At 70.1% G+C, this 23,534-nt stretch carries 20 protein-coding genes; 17 read left to right on the top strand and 3 right to left on the bottom strand.

The window, feature by feature from the left end; translation table 11 throughout:
• Position 1 precedes the first annotated feature (1 nt).
• The 4 genes from IE302_RS39870 to IE302_RS39855 all read left to right on the top strand — a co-directional run bounded on the left by IE302_RS39870 (position 2) and on the right by IE302_RS39855 (position 3,397).
• Positions 2-961 carry an AAA family ATPase gene (locus tag IE302_RS39870; RefSeq protein WP_191259681.1) on the top strand — a complete coding sequence of 320 codons (960 nt, stop codon included), beginning with the start codon at positions 2-4 and terminating at the stop codon, positions 959-961.
• Positions 961-2,247: a DUF58 domain-containing protein gene (locus tag IE302_RS39865; RefSeq protein WP_191259642.1), complete on the top strand. Its 1,287-nt coding sequence runs from the start codon at positions 961-963 to the stop codon at positions 2,245-2,247. Before IE302_RS39870 ends, IE302_RS39865 begins: the two co-directional genes overlap by 1 nt.
• Positions 2,248-2,303: 56 nt before the next feature.
• Positions 2,304-2,528 (top strand): hypothetical protein, encoded by a 225-nt coding sequence (locus IE302_RS39860; protein WP_191259641.1) that lies wholly within the window; start codon positions 2,304-2,306, stop codon positions 2,526-2,528.
• 86 nt (positions 2,529-2,614) lie between these two features.
• Positions 2,615-3,397 carry an RICIN domain-containing protein gene (locus IE302_RS39855; protein ID WP_191259640.1) on the top strand — a complete coding sequence of 261 codons (783 nt, stop codon included), beginning with the start codon at positions 2,615-2,617 and terminating at the stop codon, positions 3,395-3,397.
• Between the two features lie 415 nt (positions 3,398-3,812).
• On the opposite strand, the gene IE302_RS39850 is transcribed toward IE302_RS39855, so the two are convergent.
• Both IE302_RS39850 and IE302_RS39845 read right to left on the bottom strand, forming a co-directional pair.
• Complete coding sequence (locus tag IE302_RS39850) at positions 3,813-4,847, bottom strand: hypothetical protein (protein WP_229908270.1); 1,035 nt, start codon at positions 4,845-4,847, stop codon at positions 3,813-3,815.
• Positions 4,848-4,903: 56 nt separating this feature from the next.
• Positions 4,904-5,911: a stage II sporulation protein M gene (locus tag IE302_RS39845; RefSeq protein ID WP_191259638.1), complete on the bottom strand. Its 1,008-nt coding sequence runs from the start codon at positions 5,909-5,911 to the stop codon at positions 4,904-4,906.
• A gap of 61 nt (positions 5,912-5,972) precedes the next feature.
• Here IE302_RS39845 and IE302_RS39840 point away from each other — a divergent pair, with 61 nt between their 5' ends.
• Entirely contained in the window at positions 5,973-6,950 is a 978-nt protein-coding gene (locus IE302_RS39840) for an RDD family protein (protein ID WP_191259637.1), read from the top strand.
• A gap of 83 nt (positions 6,951-7,033) precedes the next feature.
• Here IE302_RS39840 and IE302_RS39835 read toward each other — a convergent pair whose 3' ends face one another.
• Complete coding sequence (locus tag IE302_RS39835; protein WP_191259636.1) at positions 7,034-8,359, bottom strand: neutral zinc metallopeptidase; 1,326 nt, start codon at positions 8,357-8,359, stop codon at positions 7,034-7,036.
• Between the two features lie 271 nt (positions 8,360-8,630).
• Between IE302_RS39835 and IE302_RS39830 the strand changes: the two genes are divergently transcribed.
• The 12 genes from IE302_RS39830 to IE302_RS39775 all read left to right on the top strand — a co-directional run bounded on the left by IE302_RS39830 (position 8,631) and on the right by IE302_RS39775 (position 23,508).
• Entirely contained in the window at positions 8,631-10,400 is a 1,770-nt protein-coding gene (locus tag IE302_RS39830; protein WP_191259680.1) for a DUF2207 domain-containing protein, read from the top strand.
• A gap of 109 nt (positions 10,401-10,509) precedes the next feature.
• Positions 10,510-12,090, top strand: coding sequence for a DUF2207 family protein (locus tag IE302_RS39825; protein ID WP_229908266.1), 1,581 nt, complete (start codon positions 10,510-10,512; stop codon positions 12,088-12,090).
• 21 nt (positions 12,091-12,111) lie between these two features.
• Positions 12,112-13,425, top strand: a complete 1,314-nt coding sequence (locus tag IE302_RS39820; protein ID WP_191259635.1) for a M16 family metallopeptidase — start codon at positions 12,112-12,114, stop codon at positions 13,423-13,425.
• Positions 13,422-14,798 carry a M16 family metallopeptidase gene (locus IE302_RS39815; RefSeq protein WP_191259634.1) on the top strand — a complete coding sequence of 459 codons (1,377 nt, stop codon included), beginning with the start codon at positions 13,422-13,424 and terminating at the stop codon, positions 14,796-14,798. The genes IE302_RS39820 and IE302_RS39815 overlap by 4 nt, the downstream gene beginning before the upstream one ends.
• Positions 14,798-15,811, top strand: coding sequence for an NAD(+) diphosphatase (gene nudC / locus IE302_RS39810; protein ID WP_191259633.1), 1,014 nt, complete (start codon positions 14,798-14,800; stop codon positions 15,809-15,811). Before IE302_RS39815 ends, nudC begins: the two co-directional genes overlap by 1 nt.
• A 406-nt stretch (positions 15,812-16,217) precedes the next feature.
• Positions 16,218-16,466 (top strand): hypothetical protein, encoded by a 249-nt coding sequence (locus IE302_RS39805; RefSeq protein WP_191259632.1) that lies wholly within the window; start codon positions 16,218-16,220, stop codon positions 16,464-16,466.
• Between the two features lie 263 nt (positions 16,467-16,729).
• Positions 16,730-17,980 carry an ROK family transcriptional regulator gene (locus IE302_RS39800; RefSeq protein WP_191259678.1) on the top strand — a complete coding sequence of 417 codons (1,251 nt, stop codon included), beginning with the start codon at positions 16,730-16,732 and terminating at the stop codon, positions 17,978-17,980.
• 10 nt (positions 17,981-17,990) lie between these two features.
• Positions 17,991-19,373: an extracellular solute-binding protein gene (locus IE302_RS39795; RefSeq protein WP_229908264.1), complete on the top strand. Its 1,383-nt coding sequence runs from the start codon at positions 17,991-17,993 to the stop codon at positions 19,371-19,373.
• Positions 19,374-19,377: 4 nt separating this feature from the next.
• Complete coding sequence (locus IE302_RS39790) at positions 19,378-20,367, top strand: carbohydrate ABC transporter permease (protein WP_191259631.1); 990 nt, start codon at positions 19,378-19,380, stop codon at positions 20,365-20,367.
• On the top strand, positions 20,364-21,257 hold the full coding sequence (locus IE302_RS39785; protein WP_191259630.1) for a carbohydrate ABC transporter permease: 894 nt from the start codon (positions 20,364-20,366) through the stop codon (positions 21,255-21,257). Before IE302_RS39790 ends, IE302_RS39785 begins: the two co-directional genes overlap by 4 nt.
• Positions 21,254-22,519: a 6-phospho-beta-glucosidase gene (locus IE302_RS39780; RefSeq protein WP_191259629.1), complete on the top strand. Its 1,266-nt coding sequence runs from the start codon at positions 21,254-21,256 to the stop codon at positions 22,517-22,519. Before IE302_RS39785 ends, IE302_RS39780 begins: the two co-directional genes overlap by 4 nt.
• Positions 22,504-23,508, top strand: coding sequence for an N-acetylglucosamine kinase (locus IE302_RS39775; protein ID WP_191259628.1), 1,005 nt, complete (start codon positions 22,504-22,506; stop codon positions 23,506-23,508). Before IE302_RS39780 ends, IE302_RS39775 begins: the two co-directional genes overlap by 16 nt.
• Positions 23,509-23,534: the final 26 nt, after the last annotated feature.

Genomic DNA, 23,534 nt, shown 5'->3' with positions numbered 1-23,534 from the left:
TGTGGACGGCGCGGCCGAGGCGCGGGCGGCGCTGATCGCCTTGCGCGCCGAGGTCGGGAAGGCCGTGGTGGGCAACGACGCGGCCGTCACCGGGCTCATCATCGCGTTGCTCTGCCGGGGACACGTGCTGCTCGAAGGCGTTCCCGGCGTGGCGAAGACGTTGCTGGTGCGGGCGCTGGCCGCCGCGCTGGACCTGAAGACCACCCGGGTTCAGTTCACGCCGGACCTCATGCCGGGCGACATCACCGGTTCGATCGTCTACGACGCGCACAGCGGCGAGTTCTCCTTCCGCGAGGGCCCGGTGTTCACGAACCTCCTGCTGGCGGACGAGATCAACCGCACCCCGCCGAAGACGCAGTCGGCGCTGCTGGAGGCGATGGAGGAGCGGCAGGTCTCCAACGACGGCAAGACCCGGCTGTTGCCCGATCCGTTCATCGTCATCGCGACGCAGAACCCGGTCGAATACGAAGGCACGTACCCGCTTCCCGAGGCGCAGCTGGACCGGTTCCTGCTGAAGCTGACCATGCCGACGCCGTCCCGCGAGGACGAATTCGGCATCCTTTCCCGGCACGCGCAGGGTTTCGACCCGCGGGACCTGACGGCGGCCGGGATTCAGCCGGTCGCCGGGGCCGCCCAGCTCGACGCCGCGCGGCGTGCGGTCGCCGGGGTCACCGTGCGACCCGAGGTGATCGCCTACATCGTCGACGTCTGCCGCGCGACACGGACGCTGCCGTCCGTGCGCCTCGGCGTCTCCCCGCGTGGCGCGACGGCGCTGCTGGCCGCGACGCGGGCGTGGGCGTGGCTCGCGGGCCGTGACTACGCCACACCTGACGACGTCAAAGCCTTGGCGCGGCCGTCTTTGCGGCACCGGCTAGATCTGCGGCCCGAGGCCGAACTCGAAGGCGCGACGGCCGACGGTGTGCTGGACCGCGTCCTCGCGTCCGTGCCCGTTCCTCGCTGATGGCCGTCACCGGGCGGCTCGGGCTGCTGGCGCTCCTCGCGGCGCCGGTGGTCGGCCTCCTGCTGCCCTCGTGGGCCGGGATCGGGCTGGCCGCGGCGGTGCTGTTTCTGGTGGTGGTGCTGGATCTCGTCCTCGCCGGGAGCGTGCGGCGGCTGGTGTTCGCGCGGTCCGGCGCGACGTCCGTGCGGCTGGGGGAGCCTTGCGAGGTCACGCTGACCGTCGCCAATCCCGGTGGCCGTCCGGTGCGTGCGTGGCTTCGGGACGCCTGGCCGCCCAGCGCCGGCGCGGACGACAGGCACCGCCTGACGTTGCCCGCGGGCGAACGCCGCGTCGTGACCACCCGGCTCCTGCCGACCCGGCGCGGCGACCGGACGGCGGTCCGGGTCACCGTCCGGTCGACCGGGCCGCTGGGGCTCGCGGCGCGGCAGGGGTCGCACGAGGTGCCGTGGACCGTGCGGGTGCTGCCGCCGTTCCACAGCCGCAAGCATCTGCCGTCGCGGCTGGCGCGGCTGCAGCAGCTCGACGGCCGCAACGCGGTGCTGATCCGGGGCCAGGGCACGGAATTCGACTCCCTGCGCGAGTACGTGATCGGCGACGACGTCCGGTCGATCGACTGGCGGGCCTCGGCGCGCGCGTCCGACGTCATGGTGCGGACCTGGCGTCCCGAACGCGATCGGCACGTGGTGCTGGTCCTCGACACCGGCAGGGTTTCGGCGGGCCGGGTCGGCGACGCGCCGCGGCTCGACGCGGCGATGGACGCGGCCCTGCTGCTGGCCGTGCTCGCCGCGCGGGCGGGGGATCGCGTCGACCTCCTCGCCTACGACCGTCAGGTCCGCGCCGCGGTCCAGGGCTCGTCGGATCTGTTGCCCGCCTTGGTGAACGCGATGGCGCCGCTCGAACCGTCGCTGGTCGAGACCGACGCGCGGGGGATGATCGCCGAGGTGCTGCGGCGGACCCGGCGGCGCGCGCTGGTCGTCCTGCTGACCGGCCTGGACGCGGCACCGCTGGAAGAAGGCCTGTTCCCGGTGCTGTCCAAGCTGACCTCGCGGCATCAGCTGATGATCGCCGCGGTCGCCGATCCGCGGGTCGCCGAGATGGCGGCGGGCCGGGGCGACGCGGAAGCCGTCTACGACGCGGCCGCGGCCGAGCGGGTGCTGGCCGAACGGCGCCAGGTCACCGCGCGGCTGGCGCGGCACGGGGTCGAGGTCGTCGACGCCGTGCCCGAGGAGCTGCCCCCGCGGCTGGCCGACCGCTATCTCGCGCTCAAGGCCGCCGGACGGCTGTGACGTCGAGAGCCGTCGATCGGCTCCGCCCCCTGGTGAACCGGACATCAGGAGGCACGATGGATTTCGACCGGCACTGCGCGGAGATCGTCCGGACCCGGGCGACGGAGCCGGTGCCCGACGATCAGGTCCGCCGGGAACGGGATCGGCGCGGGGCCGCAGTGACAATCCGTGGTTCGCTGACGGAACTGCTCCTGGCGCTCTACCAGCGCAAGGACGCCGAAGACGTCGTCGGTGATCTTGAGCTGTTCAAGCTGTGGCAGACCCACGTGCGGTTCGGCTGAACCCGATCGTGTGGTGCCGGTTGGCGGCGGATGTCGCGGGCGGTTAGCTCGGAAGGAGATCCAGACCGACACGATAGGGGTCCGGCTTGCGCAAGGTCGTGCTGTTCTTCGCGATGCTCCCGATGACGCTGCTCGCGTCACCCGCCTCCGCACAACCCGCCGGGACCCCGGTCTACCTCGCCGACGGCGGCGGGAACATCTCCTTGGCCGCGGCCGACGGCAAACCCGTCCTCGCCGACGCGAAGGACGCCGGCGCGCGGTGGGTGTACGACAAGGCGGCGCTCTCGTACAAACACGTCCCGAGTGGACAGTGCCTGGCGGCGATCAGCCCGGTGGACGGGATCGGCGTCAAACTCGTGGCGTGCGACGGCAAGGACCGCTACCAGCAGTGGCGCCGCAACGCCGGGCTGCCCGGGCTGGTGCTGCTGGCGAACGTCGCGACCGCTCGCTGCCTCACCGCGGAGGCGCCGGCCACCGGGGCGCGGCTGTATCAGGAGGTCTGCTCGCTGCCCGGGCTGTCCAACACCTGGGCGGCCGGGGTGCGGACGCTCGCGATCCTGTCCGGCAACGGGCAGCGGCTGTCGTCGAAGACGCCGGGGCAGCCGTTCGTGGTGCGCGTGATCGGGGAGAACGGCCAGCCCGCGGCCGACGTGCCGGTGAACTTCTTCGTGCGCGCGGCGCGGCCGAAGAACGTGCTGGTCTTCGAAGGCGGCGCAGAGACGGCGACGGCCAAGACCGGCGCCGACGGTTCGGCGACCAGCCCGAAGATCGTCCTGACCGAACCCGGCGAATTCGAGATCCGGTTCACCGGGAGCGCGGGCCTGGAGGACGGGAACAGCATCACCTTCGAGGGCAGCTGCACCTGCTGAAGGGGCTGTGGCCGAGTGGGTCGTGAGTGGCGATTCGGGTTAGGGCCAAGGTTGTCTTTGGCACCTGCTGGATCTGGCCACGGCTGATCGAAGGTCAAGTCCGTGAAGGCCTCCTTCCCCCGGCTCAGCCGAGGAAACTCGACCTTCACTCAGGGGACTGACTGTGTGGATTTTGGTGCGTTGGATGCACCGAAATCCACACAGTCCCGCGTGGCCGGTCCAGTCGTGTAGGGGTGTGTGGAAATAGGGACGTTGAACGTCCCTGTTTCCACACACCCCTCACCCTCAGTGACACCTCGCGCTCGTCTACGAGGCGAGGGTGTGAAGGGCGAGTTTCCTCGGCTGAGCCGAGGGAAGGGGGCCTTCACGGGCTTGCCACGTGGCCCACGCGGACTCGGCGCCCTCCCCTTCAGCCCTAGGCCACCAGCGCGAAGCTGGAGTAGTACTCGCCCGACGGGTCCCGCGAGCCGCTCCGGTCGGGGCTGACCTCGGCGCCGACCCAGCCCTGGAACGCGCCCGCGTCGTCGATCACCTGAAGCAGCGGGCGGACGTGGCTGTTGCCGAGGTAACAACCGTTGTAGGACAGGCATTCGCACCAGAACTCGTAGCTGTTGCGCCGTCCGCCGAAGGCGTCGCTCAGGTAGTAGAACCGCCTGTCCCCGGTGTCGATGATCTTCTGCGCGCACGCCGCGTGCCCGGGACCGGCGGGGCAGCAGGACGACGGGTCGCAGCCGGAGTCGTACTGCACGAACCCGAGACACGAGCCGTCGTCGCAGTTGTTCCATCCCGGGCCGACGCCGAGGGCGCCGCTGCTTCCCCTGGTCCAGTTGGTGATCGCGCGTCGGTTCACGCCCTGCCCTTCGAGCAGGTACGACCGCTGGGTCGCGCGGACCGAGCTCATCGGGGCCTTGCTGGTCTGCGCGAGGGAGGCGTTGCTGCCGTAGGCGATGCCGCTGCTGATCGAGTAGTTGTCGCCGACCAGCGACATGCGGCCGAGGCCCGGTCGCGTCTCCGAAACCGCCCACGTCTCGGTGAGGTTCACCGGCGTGGTCGTGCCGTCGACGGTGCTGCTGGTCCAGGTGATGGCCACCTGCCCGGAATTCTGGGAGTAGGTGCCGGTGAAGTGACCGTTCGGCTCGCCGGTGAAGCCCGGCGCGGTCTTGATCGGACAGTTGTTGCGGGGATTGGACCCCGGCGCCCAGTCGCCGCAGTAGTAGACGTCACCGCTGTTGACCGGAGCGGGGAAGTCGGCCTGGTTCCAGGTCCAGAAATTGTGCGTGACGGTGTTGCCCGCCGGATCGAACACGAGATAACCGAGCCGGACGTAGTTGCGGTCGGCGTCGGTGCGGAATCCGCCGACGCTCACCACCCAGTTCTGTTTGCCCGAAGGCGCGGAGGCGGTTTTGGCCTGCGAGGCGCCGACGAGAAGTGTCGAGGCGAGTACGGACACGACGACTATCGCGAATACGCGTAAACGTTTTCTCCCCATGGGAGGAGCTAACCAGGTCAGCCCGCTTCCGGTCGAGAATCTCCAGCGTATCGCCAGTCGACATCACCCACTTCGCCCGCTTTCGCGGCCCGGCGCCCGACAATGAACACGTAGAGTAGAAACGCGACCTCGGCGATTACTCCGATTCCGATGCGGGCCCAGGTCGGCAGGCCTGACGGCGTCACGAAACCCTCGATCACGCCGGAGATCAGCAGCACCACGGTCAGCCCCAGCGCCATCACCACGACCGAGCGCCCCTGCTCGCCGAGCGCCTTCGTCCGGGAACGGCGTCCCGGGTCGATGACCGTCCAGCCGAGCTTCAGCCCCGTCCCGGCCGCGACGAACACCGCCGTCAGCTCCAGCAGACCGTGCGGCAGGATCAGGCCGAAGAACACGTCGAGCCGCCCGGCCGACGACATCAGCGCCGCGCCGATCGCGAGGTTCAGCGAGTTCGCCCAGAGCGCGTAGATCACCGGGAGGCCCAGCACCACGCCGAGGAACAGGCAGGTCGCGGCCACCCACGCGTTGTTGGTCCAGACGCGCGCGGCGAACGAGCCCGCGGGGTCGGACGAGTAGTACGTCTCGTACTTCCCGCCGGGCGCTGTCAGGTCCTTGAACTCCTCGGGCGAGGCCAGCGACGCCAGCACCTGCGGGTCACCGGCGATCCACACCGCCGCGATCGCCATCACCGCGATCGACACCGCCGCCGACGCCAGCCACCAGCGTCTGCTCAGGTACAGCGCCGCGGGGAACCGCTGGGTGAAGAACAGCCCGACCTCGCGCCAGGCGGGGCTGTGCGAACCGGTGACGGCCGAGCGGGCCTTCGCGACCAGCCCGGACAGGTGGGCGACGAGCACGGGATCGGGTGCGACCGAGCGGATGATCGAAAGATGCGTCGCGACGCGCTGGTACAGCGTCACCAGCTCGTCGGCGTCCGGTCCGCTGAGCTTCCCGGCGCGGCCGACGAGCTCACGCAGCCGGTTCCATTCGGCCTGGTGCGCGGCGACGAACACGTCCACGTCCAACTCGGAGCCCTCCCGGGGATCGTCTTTGGTCGCCCAGCCTATTCGTCACTACGCTTGCCGCGTGGAACAAGAGTCCGATCTCGTCACCGGCGAGGCCGTCGTCCTGGACGTGCGCGCGGCGAAGCTGGCCAGCCGCGGGCTCGCCATGATGATCGACGTCGCCCTTCAGCTGATCGTGCTGTTCATCGCGGTGCTGGTCCTGAGCCAGGTCGCCGTGTTCGGTGACGAGGCGCTGGCGCTGACCCTGTTCCTGGTGACCCTCGTGCTGATCATGGTCGGCTACCCGGTGATCTTCGAGACACTGAGCCGCGGGCGCAGCCTCGGGAAGATGGCGCTCGGCCTGCGGGTGGTCCGCACCGACGGCGGCCCGGTCCGGTTCCGGCACGCGCTGGTCCGCGGGCTCGCCGGGTTCTTCGTCGACTTCTGGGCGCTGGGCCTGCTCGGTGTGGTGGCGGTGGTCACGTCGCTGCTGTCGCCCGACGGCCGCCGCGTCGGCGACTACCTCGCCGGCACCCTGGTGATCCGGGAACGCATGCCCGCATCCAGGACGCCGTACGTCGGGATGCCGCCGCAGCTGGCGTACTGGGCTTCGCAGCTGGATCTGACCCGGCTGCCGAACGACCTCGCGCTGGCCGTCCGCCAGTATCTGAGCCGCACGAGCGAGCTTCGGCCCGAAGCGGCCGAGGCGCTCGGATACGGGCTCGCGCAGCAGGTCGCCGAGATGATCGGGGCGCCGGTGCCGCCGGGGGTTCCGTCGTGGGCGTACCTGTCGGCCGTGCTGGCGGAGCGACGGCAACGGGACCAGGCGAAGTTGCAGCCTGCCGTCCAGTACGGACAGCCTGCCCCGGTCGCGCAGTACGCGCCTCCCGCGCAGTACACACAGCCTGCGCAGTACTTGCCGCAAGCTCAGCCGTATCCGCAGGCTGCCGCTCCTCCGCAGGCTGCCGCTCCCGCACCGGTCACCCCTCCGGAACCGGTCACCCCACCGGAACCGGTCACCCCTCCGGAACCGGAAAACCCCTTCACCCCACCAAGCTGACCCTGCGAATGCGCGTGAAGGCCCCCTTCCCTCGGCTCAGCCGAGGGAAGGGGGCCTTCACGCGCAATGGGTACCGGAGCGCGTCAGGACACGTCGGAGGACTTCGCCGCCCACGTGTTGCACTCGAACATCCGGTTCTTCTGCGCGCCGTGCTGCCACCACGAGACCGCGTGCGCGTCTGAGCCGTGGTCGCGCGGGCCGCCGTTGTGGTCGCCGCGGTCCTGGGTCTGCCAGGCGTCGCGGTACATCGCCTGGTCGACCGAGCCGCCGCGGCCCACCGTCGAGCCGAGGAACGTCCCGGACAGGCACTGCGCCGAAAGCTCGTTGCGCCGCGACATCTCCAGGCCCGCCGCCGAGTCGGTGCCCGCTTCGTACCGCGCGTCCCAGTAGGCCTCCGAAATACCGGAAAGCGCCTGGATGTGGTGCGCGTACTCGTGGGCGAAGACGGCCAGATAGACCCCGGGCCGGTTGCCGTACTGGTTGGGCTGAAGGCCCTCGTACGGCATGTACAGCGTCTCGTTCTGCGAGCAGTAGAACGCCGCCACGTTCCCGCCGCTGGCGTCACCGCACGGGCTCGACCAGTTCTTGCCGGACGGGTACTTCACGGTCGGCACCCGGAACGGCAGGTTCGTGTAGCTCATGACCTGTTGCCAGACACTGTCCAGGCAGGGCCGCGCGCTTTCGAAGAACGCGGCCGACGCGTCCGGGTTGGTCGCCCAGCGCGAGAGGTTGCACGCCTGGTTCGGCAGGCCGACCTTGTTGTCCAGCCACAGCGGGTTGTCCGCCAGCTTGTGGTGTGGTTGCGGGCCGGACGGGGCGCGGCTGGCCGAGGTCTCCCGGGTCGAGCCCGCCGACGTCTCCCGCGAGGCGGTCGAATCGCGCGACGTGCCGGTGGTCGTCGTCGACGTGTCGCTGGACGTGGTGGTCGTGTAGTCCGAAGACGACGTCGTCGGGTACGACGAATAGCTCGAATACCCGGCGTCCGCGACGTGCTTCGAGCCGCCGTTCGCGATGGTGATCACCATGAGCAGCCCGCCGAGCACGGCCATCACGGCCACGATCGCGACCGCGGCGATGACACCACCGTTCGACTTCTTCGCGCGATAGCCCCCGTAAGGAGCGAACGCGGGCTGAGCGAACCGCGGACCGTACGGAAGCTGCGGCGGACCGACGGCACCGGGCTGGAACGGGACCGGTGCGCCGATCTGCGGCGGCGGCAGGGGAGCCGCGCCCGGCGGGGGCAGCGGCATCCCGCCGCTCGGCGGGCCCGGCCGGAACGGCGGCGGGATCGGCGTCGGCTGCGAGATCGGCGGGCGACCGGGACCCGGCGGCCGGTGACCGGGGCCCGGCTGCCCGGGACGGCCGGGCGGCGTCTGGCCACCGGGGCCGGGCCGGTTCGGCGGCGGCACCGGCGGCCTGCCCTGCGGACCGCCTCGCGGCGGCAGCGGGCGAGCGCCCGGAGGCGGGAGTGGACGGCCACCCTGAGGCGGCCGAGGCGGCCCCGGCGGCCCCGGTTGTCCCGGAGGTGGCGGAGTCGGCCGGCGCCGCGGGTCAGGCGGGCCGGGCGGCTGGTGGTTCATCGAGTGGATCCCCCATGCGGTTCGGCAACGCCGTTCGCCCAGGTAGCGGATTCGGCGTTTCGGCGGTCAGCATAGATCGGCTGCCCTAGAGTGTGTGGCTGTGTTGACGAAATGGGGGACGGCGATCGTGGCCGTCGCGGCGAGCTCGGCCTTGATGGCCCCGCCGTCGGATACGAATGTGCCGGAGGCGCCCGAAGCGGGCCCTTCGCTGACGAACGCGCCGCAGCTGCCGAAGCCGCCGCCGCTCGGCGCGCGCGGCCAGCTCGGGCTGCTCCAGCCACCGAGCGGTGCGGCCGCGAACGTCGCGGTGAAGGTGGAACGCGACGGTTCGGTGTCGATCACCGAGCAGGTGACCGTCCCGGGTGGACAGCACCTGGTGCGCCGGATCCCGTTGAAGGTTCCCGCAGGTGAGGAGCAGGATCGCGTCTACGCGGTCCGCGACGTCTCGGTCGAGGGCGCGGGCAAGACCGAGTCGAACGGCGAGCAGCTGGTCGCCACCTTCGACGGCGGCGCGTCCACCCTCAAGTACAAAGTGGACGGGGCGGTCGCGGACGTCAACGGCGCGCAGCAGGTGCGCTGGCAGGTCGCGAGCGGCTGGGACGGCGAACTGTCCCGGGTGTCCGCCTCGTTCAGCGCGCCGACGCGCGAAATGCCCACAGTGGACTGTTTCGCCGGGCCGCTCGGGTCGGACAAGCAGTGCTCGCTCGCGGAGACCGACCACAGCGGTGTCGTCCGCATCGAGCAGGACAAACTCGCGGCGGGCGAGCGGGTCGACCTCGCCGTCCAGCTCCCGGCGGGCACCGTGCCCGCGAACGCGCGCTTCGAGCAGATCGCCTCGGTCGGCGGCGCGTTCGCCCTCACGACCCTCGTCGGCATCGGTTTCGGCGCGCTGGCGCTGTTCCTGATCCTCGGCGCGCTGGTCGTCCTGTTCCTGCGACGCCGTGACAAGGGCGCGCTCACCGCGGGCACCGGGCCGGTCGACGTCCTCATGCGCGAAGGCGACAGGGTCTCCTTCGCCTCACCCGACGGTGTCCTGCCCGGCCAGGTCGGCACGGTCGTCGACGGGACGGTCGACGTCGTGGACGTCAGCGGCACGGTGGTCGACCTCGCGGTCCGCAACTACCTGTGGATCTCCGAGGTCCGGGGCGTCGGCACCGTCGACTGGCAGATCGCCCGCCGCAACGCGCCGGACGAGCACCTCGTCGCCTTCGAACGCGAGATCTACACCGCGATCCTGCCCGAGGGCACCGATTCCGTGCTGCTGTCGGAACTCCGCGGCCGCGGCACCGTCGACCTCCGCGTCGCCGGTGAGGCGATGTACGCGGACGTGGTGGGCAAGGGCTGGTTCTCCCGCCGTCCGGACAAGGGCAGGAGCAAGCTCACCCTGGCCGGGATCGGCCTGGTCGTGCTCGGCCTCGTGGGCACCGCGGTCCTCACGTTCACCGCCGGGCACGCGCTGCTCGGCGTCGCGGTCGCGCTCGCCGGGGTCGCCACGCTGCTGGGTGCTTCGTGGGTGCCGCCGCGTACTTCGCGCGGCAGGCGTCTGGTCGGCCAGGTGCGCGGGCTGCTCGAATACCTGCACACCGTCAAGGTCGACGCGATTCCGTTGGCGGACCGGGAAATGGTGTTCTCGCGGTCGCTGCCGTACGCCGTCGTGCTCGGCGACACCGAACACTGGCTCCGGACGTTCGAGGGGCTCGACCCGTCGGCGGACGGTTCGGCCGGGCTGTACTGGTTCGGTGGCCTCGAAGGCGACCGGGACCTGCGCCGGTTCGCCGCGCACCTGCCGTCGTTCCTGTCCGCTTTGGATGGTCTGCTCGCCGAATCCGGGCATCTGCGCTCGATCCGCCCGGAACCGGTCCCCGCCTGACGTGAACACTCGCAATTCGTCCTCTGGATGCGGTAGTTGCCCGCGCAAGTACCGCACTCAGAGGACTAAACGCGTTCTACCGCTGGCGCTTGTCCTGGTCGCGCTGGGGGTGCTGGGCGCGGCGCCGGCGCCGGCGCGGGCGCAAGGGGAACCGCAGCTGCCGTCGCTGCCGAACAGTGCGGAGATCTCGCTCAAGGTGGAGCGTGACGGCGCGCTGTCGGTCGTCGAGGCGGTGTCCGTGCCGAGCGAGGGATCGATGACGCGCCGGATCCCGCTCCGCACGGCGGCCCCGCGCGACCGCGACCGGATCATCGGCATCCGCGACGTCGTCATCGAGGGCGCGGGCAGCTCCGAACTGACCGACGACGAGTTCACCGTCAAGCTCAAGGGCGGTACCTCGGTCGTCCGGTACACAGTGGACGGTGTGGTCAGCGAGGGCGACGGCCTGACGCGGGTCGGCTGGCAGCTCGCGGGAGGCTGGGACAGCCGTCTCGAACTCGTGCGCGCGAGCTTCGCCGCGCCGTCCGTCCCGAACGCGGTCACCTGCTACGCCGGTCCCGAGGGATCGCGCGCGCACTGCGGGACCGCTCAGATCGCGCATTCCGGGCTGACCCGGTTCAGCCAGCAGAACCTCGCGGCCGGGCAGCGGATGGAGATCTCGGTCGAGCTGCCCGGCGGCACCGTCCCGGCGAACGCGCGGCTGGAGCCGTCGAAGACCTTCGCCGGAGCCTTCGTGCTCACCGCCCCGGTCGGCTGGGCTTGGGGCGGCTTCGCGCTCGCGCTGGTCGTGGCCGCCGTCGCGCTGGCTCTGCTGCGAAGGCGGGACGAGCACCCCGGCGGCGCGCTCCCGGTCCGGCTGCTCACCGGGAAGGACGACCAGGCCGCGTTCGCCTCGCCCGACGGCGTGCTGCCGGGACAGGTCGGAACCGTTCTCTCGGGGCGTGCCGACGCCGTCGATCTCGCGGCGACGGTCGTCGATCTCGCGGTCCGGAACTACCTCTGGGTGAGCGAGGAGCCGGGTGAGCTGACCGGCTGGCGGCTCGTCCGCCGCAACCCGCCGGACGAGCAGCTGACCGCCTTCGAACGCGCGGTGTTCGACGCCCTGCTGCCGGACGAGCGGGAGTCGGTGCTGCTGTCGGAGGTCCAGTCCGCGCGGATCGGGATCGAAACGGTGCGGGACGCGCTGGACGACGGCGTGACCGGACGCGGCTGGCACTCGCGGCTGCCCGGCAAGCTCGCCCGCGTCGGCCTGCGGATCTGCTTCTACGGGTTGTTCCTCACCGTCCTGCTGGCGCTGACCGTCGGGTATGCCCAGCTCGGGCTGATCGTCGTCGCCGCCGGAGCCGTACTCGCCGTCGCCGCCCGGTGGCTGCCGGTGCGCACGGGCGCGGGCGTCACGCTGCACCGGCGGCTGCTCGGCGTCCGTGACGTGCTGCTCGGGACCAAGGCGCAGGCCGTCCCGAAGCTCGAACGCGAGGTGCTCCTTTCGCGGGTGCTGCCCTACGCGCTCGCTCTCGGCGAACAAGAACAGTGGCTCGCCGGATTCGCCGCGCTCAAGGGTCCGCCCAAGATCTACTGGTACGGCAAGGAAGTCGTCGGCGAAGTGGAGTTCGCGCGGGTGAGCGACTTCACCGCCGCACTAGTGGGAACCTTCGCCGCGACCCGCCAGGGCCGTCGCCTGGAGGCCTGACTAGCCCGTAGGGTGGTGGTCATGGCCGATCCCGAGCTTGTCCGATTCACCCTCGACAACGGTCTGCGCGTGGTGCTCGCGCCCGACGCGACCGCTCCGGTGGTGGGTGTCAGCGTCCACTACGACGTGGGCTTCCGTTCCGAGCCCGAAGGGCGCACCGGTTTCGCGCACCTCTTCGAGCATTTGATGTTCCAGGGGAGCGAGAGCCTGGAGAAGCTCGCGCACTTCCGGTACGTCCAGTCGAGTGGTGGCAGCTTCAACGGTTCCACCCATCCGGACTACACGGACTACTTCGAGGTCCTCCCCGCCGCGGCTCTGGAGCGCGCCCTGTTCCTCGAAGCGGACAGGATGCGGGCGCCGAAGCTGACGCAGGAGAACCTGGCCAACCAGATCGACGTGGTCAAGGAGGAGATCCGCCTCAACGTGCTGAACCGGCCGTACGGCGGGTTCCCGTGGATCACCCTCCCGCCGGTGCTGTACTCCACGTTCCCCAACGCGCACAACGGATACGGCGGTTTCGAGGACCTCGAGCAGGCCACCCTGGACGACTGTGCGGCCTTCTTCGACACCTACTACTCGCCCGCGAACGCGGTGCTGACCGTCGCCGGTGACTTCACCGTCGAGCAGGCCCGCGAGCTGATCGAGAAGCACTTCGGCGACGTGCCGCACCGGCCCGCGCCGCAGCGTCCCTCGTTCGCCGAGCCCGCCCCCGAAGGCGAGCTGCGCGGCGAGCAGATCGACCCGCACGCCCCGCTGCCCGCGGTCGGCGTCGGCTACCGCATGCCGGACCCGATCAACGACCTCGACGGCTACCTGGCGAACCTCGTGCTCGCCGGCGTGCTGACCGACGGCGACGGCTCCCGGCTGCAGCAGCGCCTGGTGCACCGCGAGCCGCTGGTCGTCGACATCGGCGCGGGCGCCGGGCTGTTCGGCCCGTTCGAGGCCCGCGACCCGGACACGTTCACCATCACCGCGATCCACCCGCACGAGGTGAGCACCGAGCAGGTCCTCGCCGCGCTGGACGAGGAACTGGAGAAGCTGGCGGCCACGCCGCCGGAGGACCAGGAACTGAAGAAGGTCACCGCGCGCTGGGCCGCGAGCCTGCACTCCGAGCACGACAAGCTGGTGTCCCGCACGCTGGCCCTCGGCTCGTTCGAGCTGCTGTACGGCGACGCGTCGCTGGTGTACCGGCTGGCCGAGAAGATGTCGGCCGTCACCGCGGAAGCCGTTTCGGCGGCGGCGAAGGCGCTGCGGCCGGACTCGCGCGCTGTCCTCGTCGTCCGCCCCGGCAAGGGAGCCAGTGGATCCGCAGAGCAGGAAGGCACCGAGCAGTGAGCGCACCGCACCGCACCGCCGAAGAGATCGGCCGCACGGCCGCCGGGCCGCGTCCGGTCCCGTCGCTGGGGACGCAGCGCGCCGCCGCCGATCTGTCCCATGTGGACACCACGCTGAGCAACGGGCTCCGCGTGCTCGCCGTCCGCAAGGCCACCGTGCCGCTGGTCGAGCTGCGGGTCTGGATCCCGTTCGCCGGTGACGACAAGCTGCACCCGGCGACCGCCGAGGTGCTGGCCGAGACCCTGCTGACCGGCACCGCCCGCCGCGACCGCATCGAGATCGACGCGGATCTGGCGCTGATCGGCGGTGACCTCGCCTCCGGTGTCGACCCGGAGCGCCTGGCCATCACCGGTACCTCGCTGGCCGACGGCCTGCCGACGATGCTCGAGGTCCTCGCCGACGCGCTCACCGGCGCGTCGTACGCGGACGCCGAGGTCGAACGGGAACGCGAGCGGCTCATCGAGCGGATCGCCGTCTCCCGGACGCAGCCGCGGACGATCGCCCGCGAGGCGCTGCAGAAGCACCGCTACGGCGACCACCCCGCCGTGCGCGAGGTGCCGCAGGCCGAGGATGTCGCGGTCGTGACGCCGGAACAGGTGCGCGCGCTGCACCGGGCTTCGGTGCTGCCGCGGGGATCCGTGCTGGTGCTCGTCGGCGACATCGACCCGGAGACCGTGATCGGCGACCTGGAGAAGGCGCTCGGCGGCTGGGCCTCGGACCGGTCCGCCGTCCGCCTGCCCGTGCTGCCCGACCTCACCGGCGGCAACGTCCTGCTGGTGCCGCGGGCCGGTGCCGTGCAGTCGCAGATCCGGCTGTCCGCGCAGTCCGTGTCCCGCACGGACCCGCGGTACCCCGCGCTGCAGCTGGCGAACCTCGCCTACGGCGGGTACTTCTCGTCGCGGCTGGTCGAGAACATCCGTGAGGACAAGGGTTACACCTACAGCGCGCACTCCGGGTTCGAGTTCACCGACCAGACCGCTGTGGTGAACGTCGACGCGGACACCGCGACCGACGCGACCGCGGCCGCGCTGCTGGAGACCCGGTACGAGCTGGCCAGGCTCGGTCTCGTGCCGCCGACCGCCGACGAGGTCGAGTCGGTGCGGCAGTACGCGATCGGTTCGCTGGTCACGGCGGCGTCGTCGCAGGGCGGCCTGGCCGCGCAGCTGGCCGCGCTCGCCGCGACCGGACTGGGCGCCGAATGGCTCGCCGGGCACCCGGCCCGGCTCGCCGCGGTCACCGCCGAGGACGTGGCGAACGCCGCGCTGGAGTTCTTCGCGCCCAAGCGGTTCACGGGGGTCGTCGTCGGCGACGCCGACGTCCTCGCACCGAAGCTGACGGCGCTGGGCGACGTGACCGTCGGGGAGCCTGCTTGATGGAGAGGCCGTTCGGGTTGGGGGCGCTCCCGACGCTTTCGCGCTCCATGGCGGACCGTCAGGAATCCTTGCGCACCAACCCGGACAGGCTCGTCACGCGCTGGGCAGACGCCCGGGTCGTGCTGCTCGACGAGCACGCGCGCACCCCGGTCGTGGAAGGTTCCGGCGCGCTCGCGACCCGCAAGACGCAGGACTTCGGCACCGAGCCGCCCGCCGACGCGGTCTTCCTGGGGGAGTGGCAGGGCACCGACTTCTGGTCGCTGCCCGGCCGTCCCGCGGGGGAGACCGAGACCGTCGAGATGGCGGGCAGCTGGGGCGTCGTCGAAGAGGTCCCGCGGCACGAAGGCGAGATCTGGGTCGACCTGCGCGGCTACGGCGACCTGCTCGACGACGTGTCGGCGGGGCTGTTCACCACCGCGCAGGCGCTGCGGAACTGGCGCCGGCAGGCGAAGTTCTGCGCGCGCTGCGGAAGCGAGACCGAACTGGTCCAGCTGGGCTGGGCGAGCAGGTGCACGGGCTGCGGCCGGGAGGAGTATCCGCGCACCGACCCGGCGGTGATCTGCCTCGTGCACGACGACGCCGGTGTCAACGGCGAGCATGTCCTGCTGGCGCGGCAGCCGATCTGGCCGCCGGACCGGTACTCGATCCTCGCCGGTTTCGTCGAGTCGGGGGAGTCGCTCGAAGGCTGTGTCGAGCGGGAGATCCGCGAAGAGGTCGGCGTCGAGGTGCGCGATGTGCGGTATCTCGGCAGCCAGCCGTGGCCGTTCCCGCGGTCGATCATGCTCGGCTTCACCGCGCGGGCCGACATCTCCGCTCCGCTGGTCCCCGCGGAAGGCGAGATCGAAGAGGCGTTCTGGGTTTCGCGCGAGGAGGTGCGGGCCGCGTTCGCGAACAGCCAGCTGCGGAACGCGGGCGCCGTGCCGACCCCGATCGCCGGTGGCACCCGGCAGCTGGTGCTGCCGGGGAACTCGTCCATCGCGCGCGTGATGCTGGCGGCCTGGGCCGGCGTCTGATCCGAAGTGCTGAAGGGCGCTTTCCCCGCATGCGATGCGGGGAAAGCGCCCTTCGCCGCTTCAGATGCGGGCAAAGTCCCCTTCGGCCCCTGGGCCGGTCCGTGAAGGCCTCCTTCACTACCTTCGCGGTCGCCACGTTCGCCCATTCGCACCAACAGTCACAGCGGATGCGCGTGAAGGCCCCCTTCCCTCGGCTCAGCCGAGTGAAGGGGGCCTTCACGCGCTTCAGGTAGGTGGGTGTGGCGGTGGCGCCGCTTTCTGGCGGGCAACGGTGGGGCGGGCGAATCGACCGACAGGCGTCAAAGTCTTGGCGAAGGTTGGTGATTCGCCCACGAGGCGGCGAAGTGCCCGCTATTCTCCTGCTGTCCGATTTCCGGACTTTCATATCGGAAACACTGGGGAAAACATGAAGAACACCTTGCGGCGGTTCGCCGTCGCCGGAGCCGCTGTCGCGGCCTTCGTTTCGTTCAGCGTCGCGAACGCGGGAGCGGCACAGGCCTCGGACTACGAGTACTTCAATTCGTACCCGAACGAAGGGGATTGCCGGATCACCGGCAACCATGGCCGGGTCGCCGGAGACTGGGAGGGCTGGTACTGCGAGCCCTCTCCCTCGATCCCCTGGGTGTGGGACCTGTACGTGCAGCCCAACTTCTGATCAACGCGTAGCCGAAGGGTCGCTCAGGAACTCCTGAGCGGCCCTTCGTCGTCTGACGCGGACCACTCGCCAGGCAGGTCCGCAGCGTGAACACCCTTCGCACCGGTACGCGTACCCGCTGTGCGGGACACCTCAAGCGTTACCTCCCCGTTTCCCGGCGCCGTTGACGGCTGTGGTTCGGCTCACTACAGTCCCCGGAAACCGTCTGTAAAGTTTCCTAACGAACTCGGGAGCGAGTCCAAGTGCGAGCCGGCAGTCCGCGAATGCTGCGCGAGATCAACGATCGCGCGGCCATCGAGGTCCTCCTCAGGGAGGGCCCGCTGACGCGCTCCGAACTCGAGGTCGCGATCGGCCTGTCGAAGCCCGCGACGGCGCAACTGCTCACGCGCCTCGAACAGGACGACGTCGTCACCAAGGCCGGCGTCCGCGGCGGGGGCCGGGGCCCGAGGGCCCAGCTCTGGGAGGTCAACGGCGGCGTCGCCTACGTCGCGGCCGTCGACCTGACGCCGCAGGTGGCCGACTTCGTCGTCTCCGACGTCACCGGCGCGGTGCTCGCCGAGTACCAGGTCCCGCTGCCGGTCCACGAGGGCGCGGACGTCGTCGGCACCTTCGGCACGGCGCTCACCCACGTCGCCACCGAAGCCGGGCTCGCCATCGGCGACCTCCGCCGCGTCGTGATCGGTGCGCAAGGCGCCTTCGATCCGCGCACCGGCCTGCTCTCCTCGGCGCCGCACATCCCCGGCTGGCTCGGGTTCGACGTGCCGAGCAGGCTCAGCGAGGAACTCGGCGTCGAGGTCACCATCGAGAACGATGTCAACCTCGTCGCGATCGTCGAAATGACGGTCGGCCAGGCCGTCGGGCTCGACGACTTCGTGATGATCTGGCTCAGCGACGGCGTCGGCGGCGCGGTGGTGGTCGGCCGCAGCCTGTTGCGCGGCGCGACCGGCGGTGGCGGCGAGATCGACTGGATGCGGGTTCCCGATCCGGTTTCCGTTGCCAGGCAGGATGAAAAGCCCCGCGCCGGAGACCGTTTCGGTGACCTCGTCGCGTCGCCCGCCGTCGTCCGGCTGGCCGCCGCGCACGGTATCGAGGCCGAGACCGGTGCGGACGCCGTCGCCAAGGCCCGCGAAACCGGCAACGAACCCTTCCTCGACGACCTCGCCCGCCGTGTCGCGGGCGGAGCGGCAGGCCTCATCGCGGTCGTCGACCCCGAACTCGTGCTCCTTTCCGGTGACACCAGCCGTGCCGGTGGCGACGAATTCGCCGCCCTGGTCGCGAAAAGGCTGCACGAGCTCGTCCTGCCCCGTACCCCGGTCGGGGTCGCTTCGGTGCAGGGCAACGCGGTCCGCGCGGGCGCGCTCCAATCGGCGCTCGCCACGGTCCGCAGGGACGTCTTCGGCGTCAACACCCCTTCGCTCCTCGGGCCCGGGCGGTCCGGGGCGGGAGAGCCGAACCCGATCGTGGCTATCCCGGATTCACGAACAGAACCACCGTCTCCCGCCCCAACCAACTAGGAGGAGGGTCATGAGTTCCACGACCCAGGTTCGGAGAAGTGGCCGCCGTTGGCGCGGCTCGATAGTGCTCGGCGCGGTCACCGTCGCCGCACTGGTGTCCGCTTGTTCGGGCGCCGCAAGCGGCCCGAAAGACGGGGCGGGTGACGCGGCGGCCGCCCCCGCCGCGGACGCGAAGCTCACGCTGACCGTCTACAGCAAGTTCACCGACCGCGAGTACAACGTGGTCACCGCCGGGCTGAACAAGCTCAAGGCGAAGTTCCCGAACATCGAGATCAAGCACGAAGGCCAGCAGGACGACGACAAGATCACCCAGTCGATCCGCGGTGGCAACCCGCCGGACGTGGCGATCTCGTTCTTCACCGACAACCTCGGCGCGTGGTGTTCCACGGGCAGCTTCCAGGATCTCAAGCCCTACATCGACCGCGACAAGATCGATCTGAACCAGATCCCCGACGCGGTCCGCAGCTACACCGAGTACCAGGGCAAGCGCTGCGCCATGCCGCTGCTCGCCGACGTCTACGGCTTCTACTACAACAAGGACATGTTCGCGGCGAAGGGCATCACGTCGCCGCCGAAGACGACCTCGGAACTGTTCGAGGCCACCAAGAAGCTGACCGAATTCAACCCGGACGGCTCGATCAAGGTCGCCGGCTTCCTGCCGTCGATGCCGTTCTACGCCAACTACGCGCAGTACTGGGCCCCGAACTTCGGCGCCACCTACCTCGGTCCGGACGGGCAGTCCCACCTGGCCGACAGCCCCGAGTGGAAGGCGATGTTCGACTTCCAGAAGCAGCTCGTCGACTTCTACGGCGGCCACGCGAAGGTCGAACAGTTCAAGGCCGGTCTCGGCGAGGAGTACTCGGCCGACCACGGTTTCCAGCGCGGCAAGCTCGCAATGATGATCGACGGCGAGTACCGCACCGCGTTCATCAAAGACCAGGCGCCGGACCTGAAGTTCGCGACCGCGGCCCCGCCGGTGCTCGACAGCAAGCCGGACCGCTACGGCGGCGCGTTCACCACGGGCACGATCATCGCGATCCCCAAGGGCGCCAAGAACCCCGGCGCGGCTTGGGAACTGATCAAGCAGGTCACCCTCGACACCTCGACGCTGGTCGAGCTGTCGAACGGGCTCAAGAACGTGCCGAGCACCAAGGCCGCGCTGACCGACCCGAAGCTCGAGGTCACGCCCGAGTTCAAGACGTTCCTCGACCTGTACAACGGCGGGAAGCTGCTGCCCAACCCGTCGACCCCGATCGGCGACGCGCACCTCAAGGCCGTCAACGACTTCGCGGAGAAGTGGCAGGCGGGCAACATCCCCGACATGGCCGCGGGCCTCAAGCAGGTCGACGCTCAGATCAACGACGAGCTGGCCCAGAAGCGCGCCGGCGGCTGATCGCATGACATCGACCCTGGATTCCAGGGCGGTCGCCTCCCCTTCCGCGTCCACCCGGACGCGGAAGGGGAACGCAGCGCGCCGCCGTCGCACGGTCTTCTACTTCATCGCACCGGCGATGCTCGGGTTCCTGATCTTCTTCGGCTACCCGCTGATCGCCACGGTGTACTACTCGTTCACCCGCTACGACCTGATCAACGCGCCGGAGTTCGTCGGCTTCGACAACTACATCCGGATGTTCACCAGCGAACCGCTGGTCGGCACCGCCGCGTACAACACGCTGTGGCTGGTGATCGTCCTGACGTTCTGCCGGGTCGTGTTCGCCCTCGGCACGGCGTCGATCATCTCCCGGCTGAAGTCGGGCGTCGGCCTGGTGCGGACGCTCTGCTACCTGCCTTCGCTGGCCCCGCCCGCCGCGGCGACCCTGGCGTTCGTGTTCCTGTTCAACCCGGAATACGGCCCGGTCAACGCGTTCCTGAGCGCGGTCGGCATCGACGGCGGCCTGTGGTTCAACGACCCGGCGATGTCGAAGCCCGCGCTGACCCTGCTGGTGATGTGGGGTTCGGGCGAGCTGATGATCATCATCCTGGCCGCGCTGCTCGACGTCCCGCAGGAGCAGTACGAGGCCGCCGAGCTCGACGGCGCCGGTCCGGTCCGCCGGTTCTGGCACGTCACGCTGCCGTCGATCTCGCCGGTGCTGCTGTTCGGCGTCGTCAACTCGATGATCTTCGCGTTGCAGTTCTTCACGCAGGCGATCGTCGCGGGTTCGGCGGCCGCGGGCGCGGCCGACGTCGCGGGCAACACGAGATTCATCGGCGCACCACAGAATTCGACGCTGACCTACCCGGTCTGGCTGTACGTCCAGGGTTTCCGGTACTTCAACATGGGTTACGCGGCGGCGATGGCGGTCCTGCTGTTCATCGTCTCGGCCGGGTTCACCTGGATTCTCGTGCGGCAGCTTCGCAAGTCCCAGCACCAGGAGGAAGGCGGATGATCACGCTTTCGGAGACCCGCAGGCGGGAGCCGGTGACCGAACCGCCGAAGGTGCGGGTGCGGCGCCAGTGGGACAAGAAGCTGTACTGGATCGCGACGCACAGTCTGGGCATCGCGATGGGCGTGATCTTCATGCTGCCCATCCTGTTCGTGTTCCTCACCGCGGTGATGTCCAGCGACCAGGCGCTTTCGTCGAACTTCTGGCCGAAGGAATGGCACTTCGAAAACTTCATCGAGGTGTTCGAAAAGGCGCCGCTGCTGCAGTACTTCGGCAACAGCATGCTCTATTCGACACTGGCCACCGCCGGGGCGCTCATCTCGGCGATCCCGGCGGCGTACGCGCTTTCGAAGCTGAAGTTCCGCGGGCAGAACCTGTTCTTCATGCTGACCGTGGCCGCGATGATGCTGCCCCCGCAGGTCACCGTGGTGCCGCTGTACGACCTGTGGGTGCGGCTCGGCTTCACCGGGACCCTGGTCCCGCTGATCGTGCCGTACTTCTTCTTCGACGCGTTCTCGATCTTCCTGCTGCGGCAGTTCTTCCTCACCATTCCGAAGGACTACCTCGAAGCGGCGAAGATCGACGGCTGCAACGAGTTCCAGGCCATGGTCAAGGTGCTGATCCCGATGGCGAAGCCGGGGATCGCGGCCACCGCGATGTTCTGCTTCCTGTTCACCTGGAACGACTATTTCGGTCCACTGCTCTACACCGGCGAGACCCGTGACAGCTGGCCGCTTTCGCTGGCGATCGCGTCGTTCCGCGGGATGCACCACGTGGAATGGAACCTCACCATGGCGGCCACCGCGCTGATCATGCTGCCGGTGATCGTGCTGTTCGTGTTCGCGCAGAAGTCCTTCGTCAAGGGCGTCACATTCACAGGGGTCAAGGGATGAAACTGGCAGTCGTCGGTGGCGGTTCCACTTACACGCCCGAGCTGATCGACGGGATCGCCGGACGGCGGTCCACTTTGGACGTCGACGAGATCGTGCTGATCGATCCGGACGCCTACCGGGTGGAGGCGGTCGGCGACTTCAGCAACCGGTTGCTGAGCCACGCCGGGCATCCGGCGCGGGTCCGCACCACCGCCAGCCTCGAAGAGGGTGTCGACGGCGCGTCGGCGGTGCTGATCCAGTTGCGGGTCGGCGGGCAGCGCGCGCGGCGCGGTGACGAGACGTTCCCGCACGCGTGCGGCTGTGTCGGGCAGGAGACCACGGGCGCGGGCGGCCTCGCGAAGGCGCTGCGCACCGTGCCGGTGGTGCTCGACATCGCCGACAGGGTCCGGAAGATCGCCGGGGACGACACCTGGATCGTCAACTTCACCAACCCGGTCGGCATCGTCACCCGCGCGCTGCTGAACGAAGGCCACCGCGCCGTCGGGCTGTGCAACGTCGCGATCCACCTCCAGCGCACGTTCGCGCATCTGCTCGGCGCCGGGATCGACGATGTCAAACTCGTCCACACCGGACTGAACCACCTGAGCTGGGAACGGAAGGTGCTCGTCAACGGCGAGGACAGGCTGCCGGAGCTCCTCGCCGAACACGCCGAATTCCTCGGTGAGCACGTCACCGCGCCGGTCGAGTGGATGCGGCGGATGAACGTCGTGCCGTCGTACTACCTGAAGTACTACTACGGGCACGACGAGCAGGTCGTGAAGCAGCGCACCGAGCGGCCGCGCGCGGACGTCGTCAGCGACGTCGAGGAAGAACTGCTCAAGGTGTACCTCGACCCGGAGGTGGTGACCAAACCGGAGCAGCTGGAAAAGCGGGGCGGTGCCTACTATTCCGAGGCCGCGGTGCAGCTCGTGCACGCGCTCACCTCGGGTGGTCCAGCTGAGGAGCATGTCGTCAACGTCCGCAACGAAGGCACCTTCGACTTCCTGCCGGACGACGCCGTCATCGAGGTTCCGTCCCTTGTGGACGGTAAGGGTCCTCGCCCGATCCCGCAGGCGCCGGTGGAGCAGCGGTTCGCCGGGCTCATCGCCGGGGTGACCGCGTACGAGCACCTCGCGCTGGAGGCGGCGATCAAGGGCGGCCGGGACCGGGTGGCCGACGCGCTGCTCGCACATCCGCTGGTCGGGCAGTACACCAAGGCCGACCAGCTCGCCGACACGCTCGTGCGGATCAACCGTGAGTTCCTGCCGTGGGCGGGGGCATGACGGGCGGCTCAGGAGACGTCGTCGTCGCGATCGACGGCGGCAACAGCAAGACCGACGTCCTGATCGTCTCCCGGGACGGGCGGGTGCTCGGGCAGTCGCGGGGGCCGGGCGCGTCCCCGCAGAACATCGGGGTCGAGGCCAGTGTCCAGCTACTGGAGAAGCTGGTCCTGGAGGCCCTTCGCGGGGCAGGGCTTCCCGCCGAACGGCCGTTCGCGGCGCATACGTCGGCCTACCTCGCGGGGCTGGATTTCCCCGAGGAGGAGGCGATCCTGCACGCGGCGCTGGCCGCCCGCGGCTGGAGCGACACGCTGATCGTCGGCAACGACACCCTCGCGCTGCTGCGTGCGGGCAGTTCCGACGGGACGGGGGTGGCGGTGGTGTGCGGTGCCGGGATCAACGGCGCCGGCGTCAGCGCCGACGGGCGTGAGCAGCGCTTCCCGGCGCTGGGCAAGATCTCCGGCGACTGGGGCGGCGGCTACCGGCTGGGCGAGGAGGCGCTGTGGTGGGCCGTCCGCGCCGAGGACGGCCGGGGTCCGGGCACGGCGTTGCAGGCCGCCGTCACCGCGCACTTCAAGGCGTCTTCGGTGCTGGAAGTGGTGCGGCGCCTGCACTTCGAGGATCTGCACTCCGACTCGATCCACGGCCTGTGCCCGCTGCTGTTCGCCGTCGCGGCCGGCGGCGACGAGGTGGCGCAGGACGTGGTCGACCGGTTCGTGGAGGAGGTCGCGGTGCTGGTCACGGTCATCCTGCGGCGGCTCGAACTGACCGAGGAGGCGCCCGAAGTCATCCTCGGCGGGGGAGTGCTGACCGGGGTCGGCGCGCCGGTGATCGCGGAGATCGAGCGGCGGTGCCTGAAGGTGGCTCCGCGTGCCTCGGTCCAGGTCGTCGACGTCGCCCCCGTGGTCGGCGCGGCGCTGTTCGCGCTGGACACCATCGGCGCGGCGGACACCGCCAAGGTCGCCTTGAAGTCGGCCACCAAGCGGGTCTGAAGAAAGAGTCGCGTGTCAGGAAAGGG

The organism is Amycolatopsis oliviviridis, assembly GCF_014654365.1.
In the GTDB taxonomy this organism is placed as follows: domain Bacteria; phylum Actinomycetota; class Actinomycetes; order Mycobacteriales; family Pseudonocardiaceae; genus Amycolatopsis; species Amycolatopsis oliviviridis.
The sequence above is the reverse complement of the archived record's forward strand: the minus strand, read 5'-3'. Positions and strand labels throughout refer to the sequence as shown.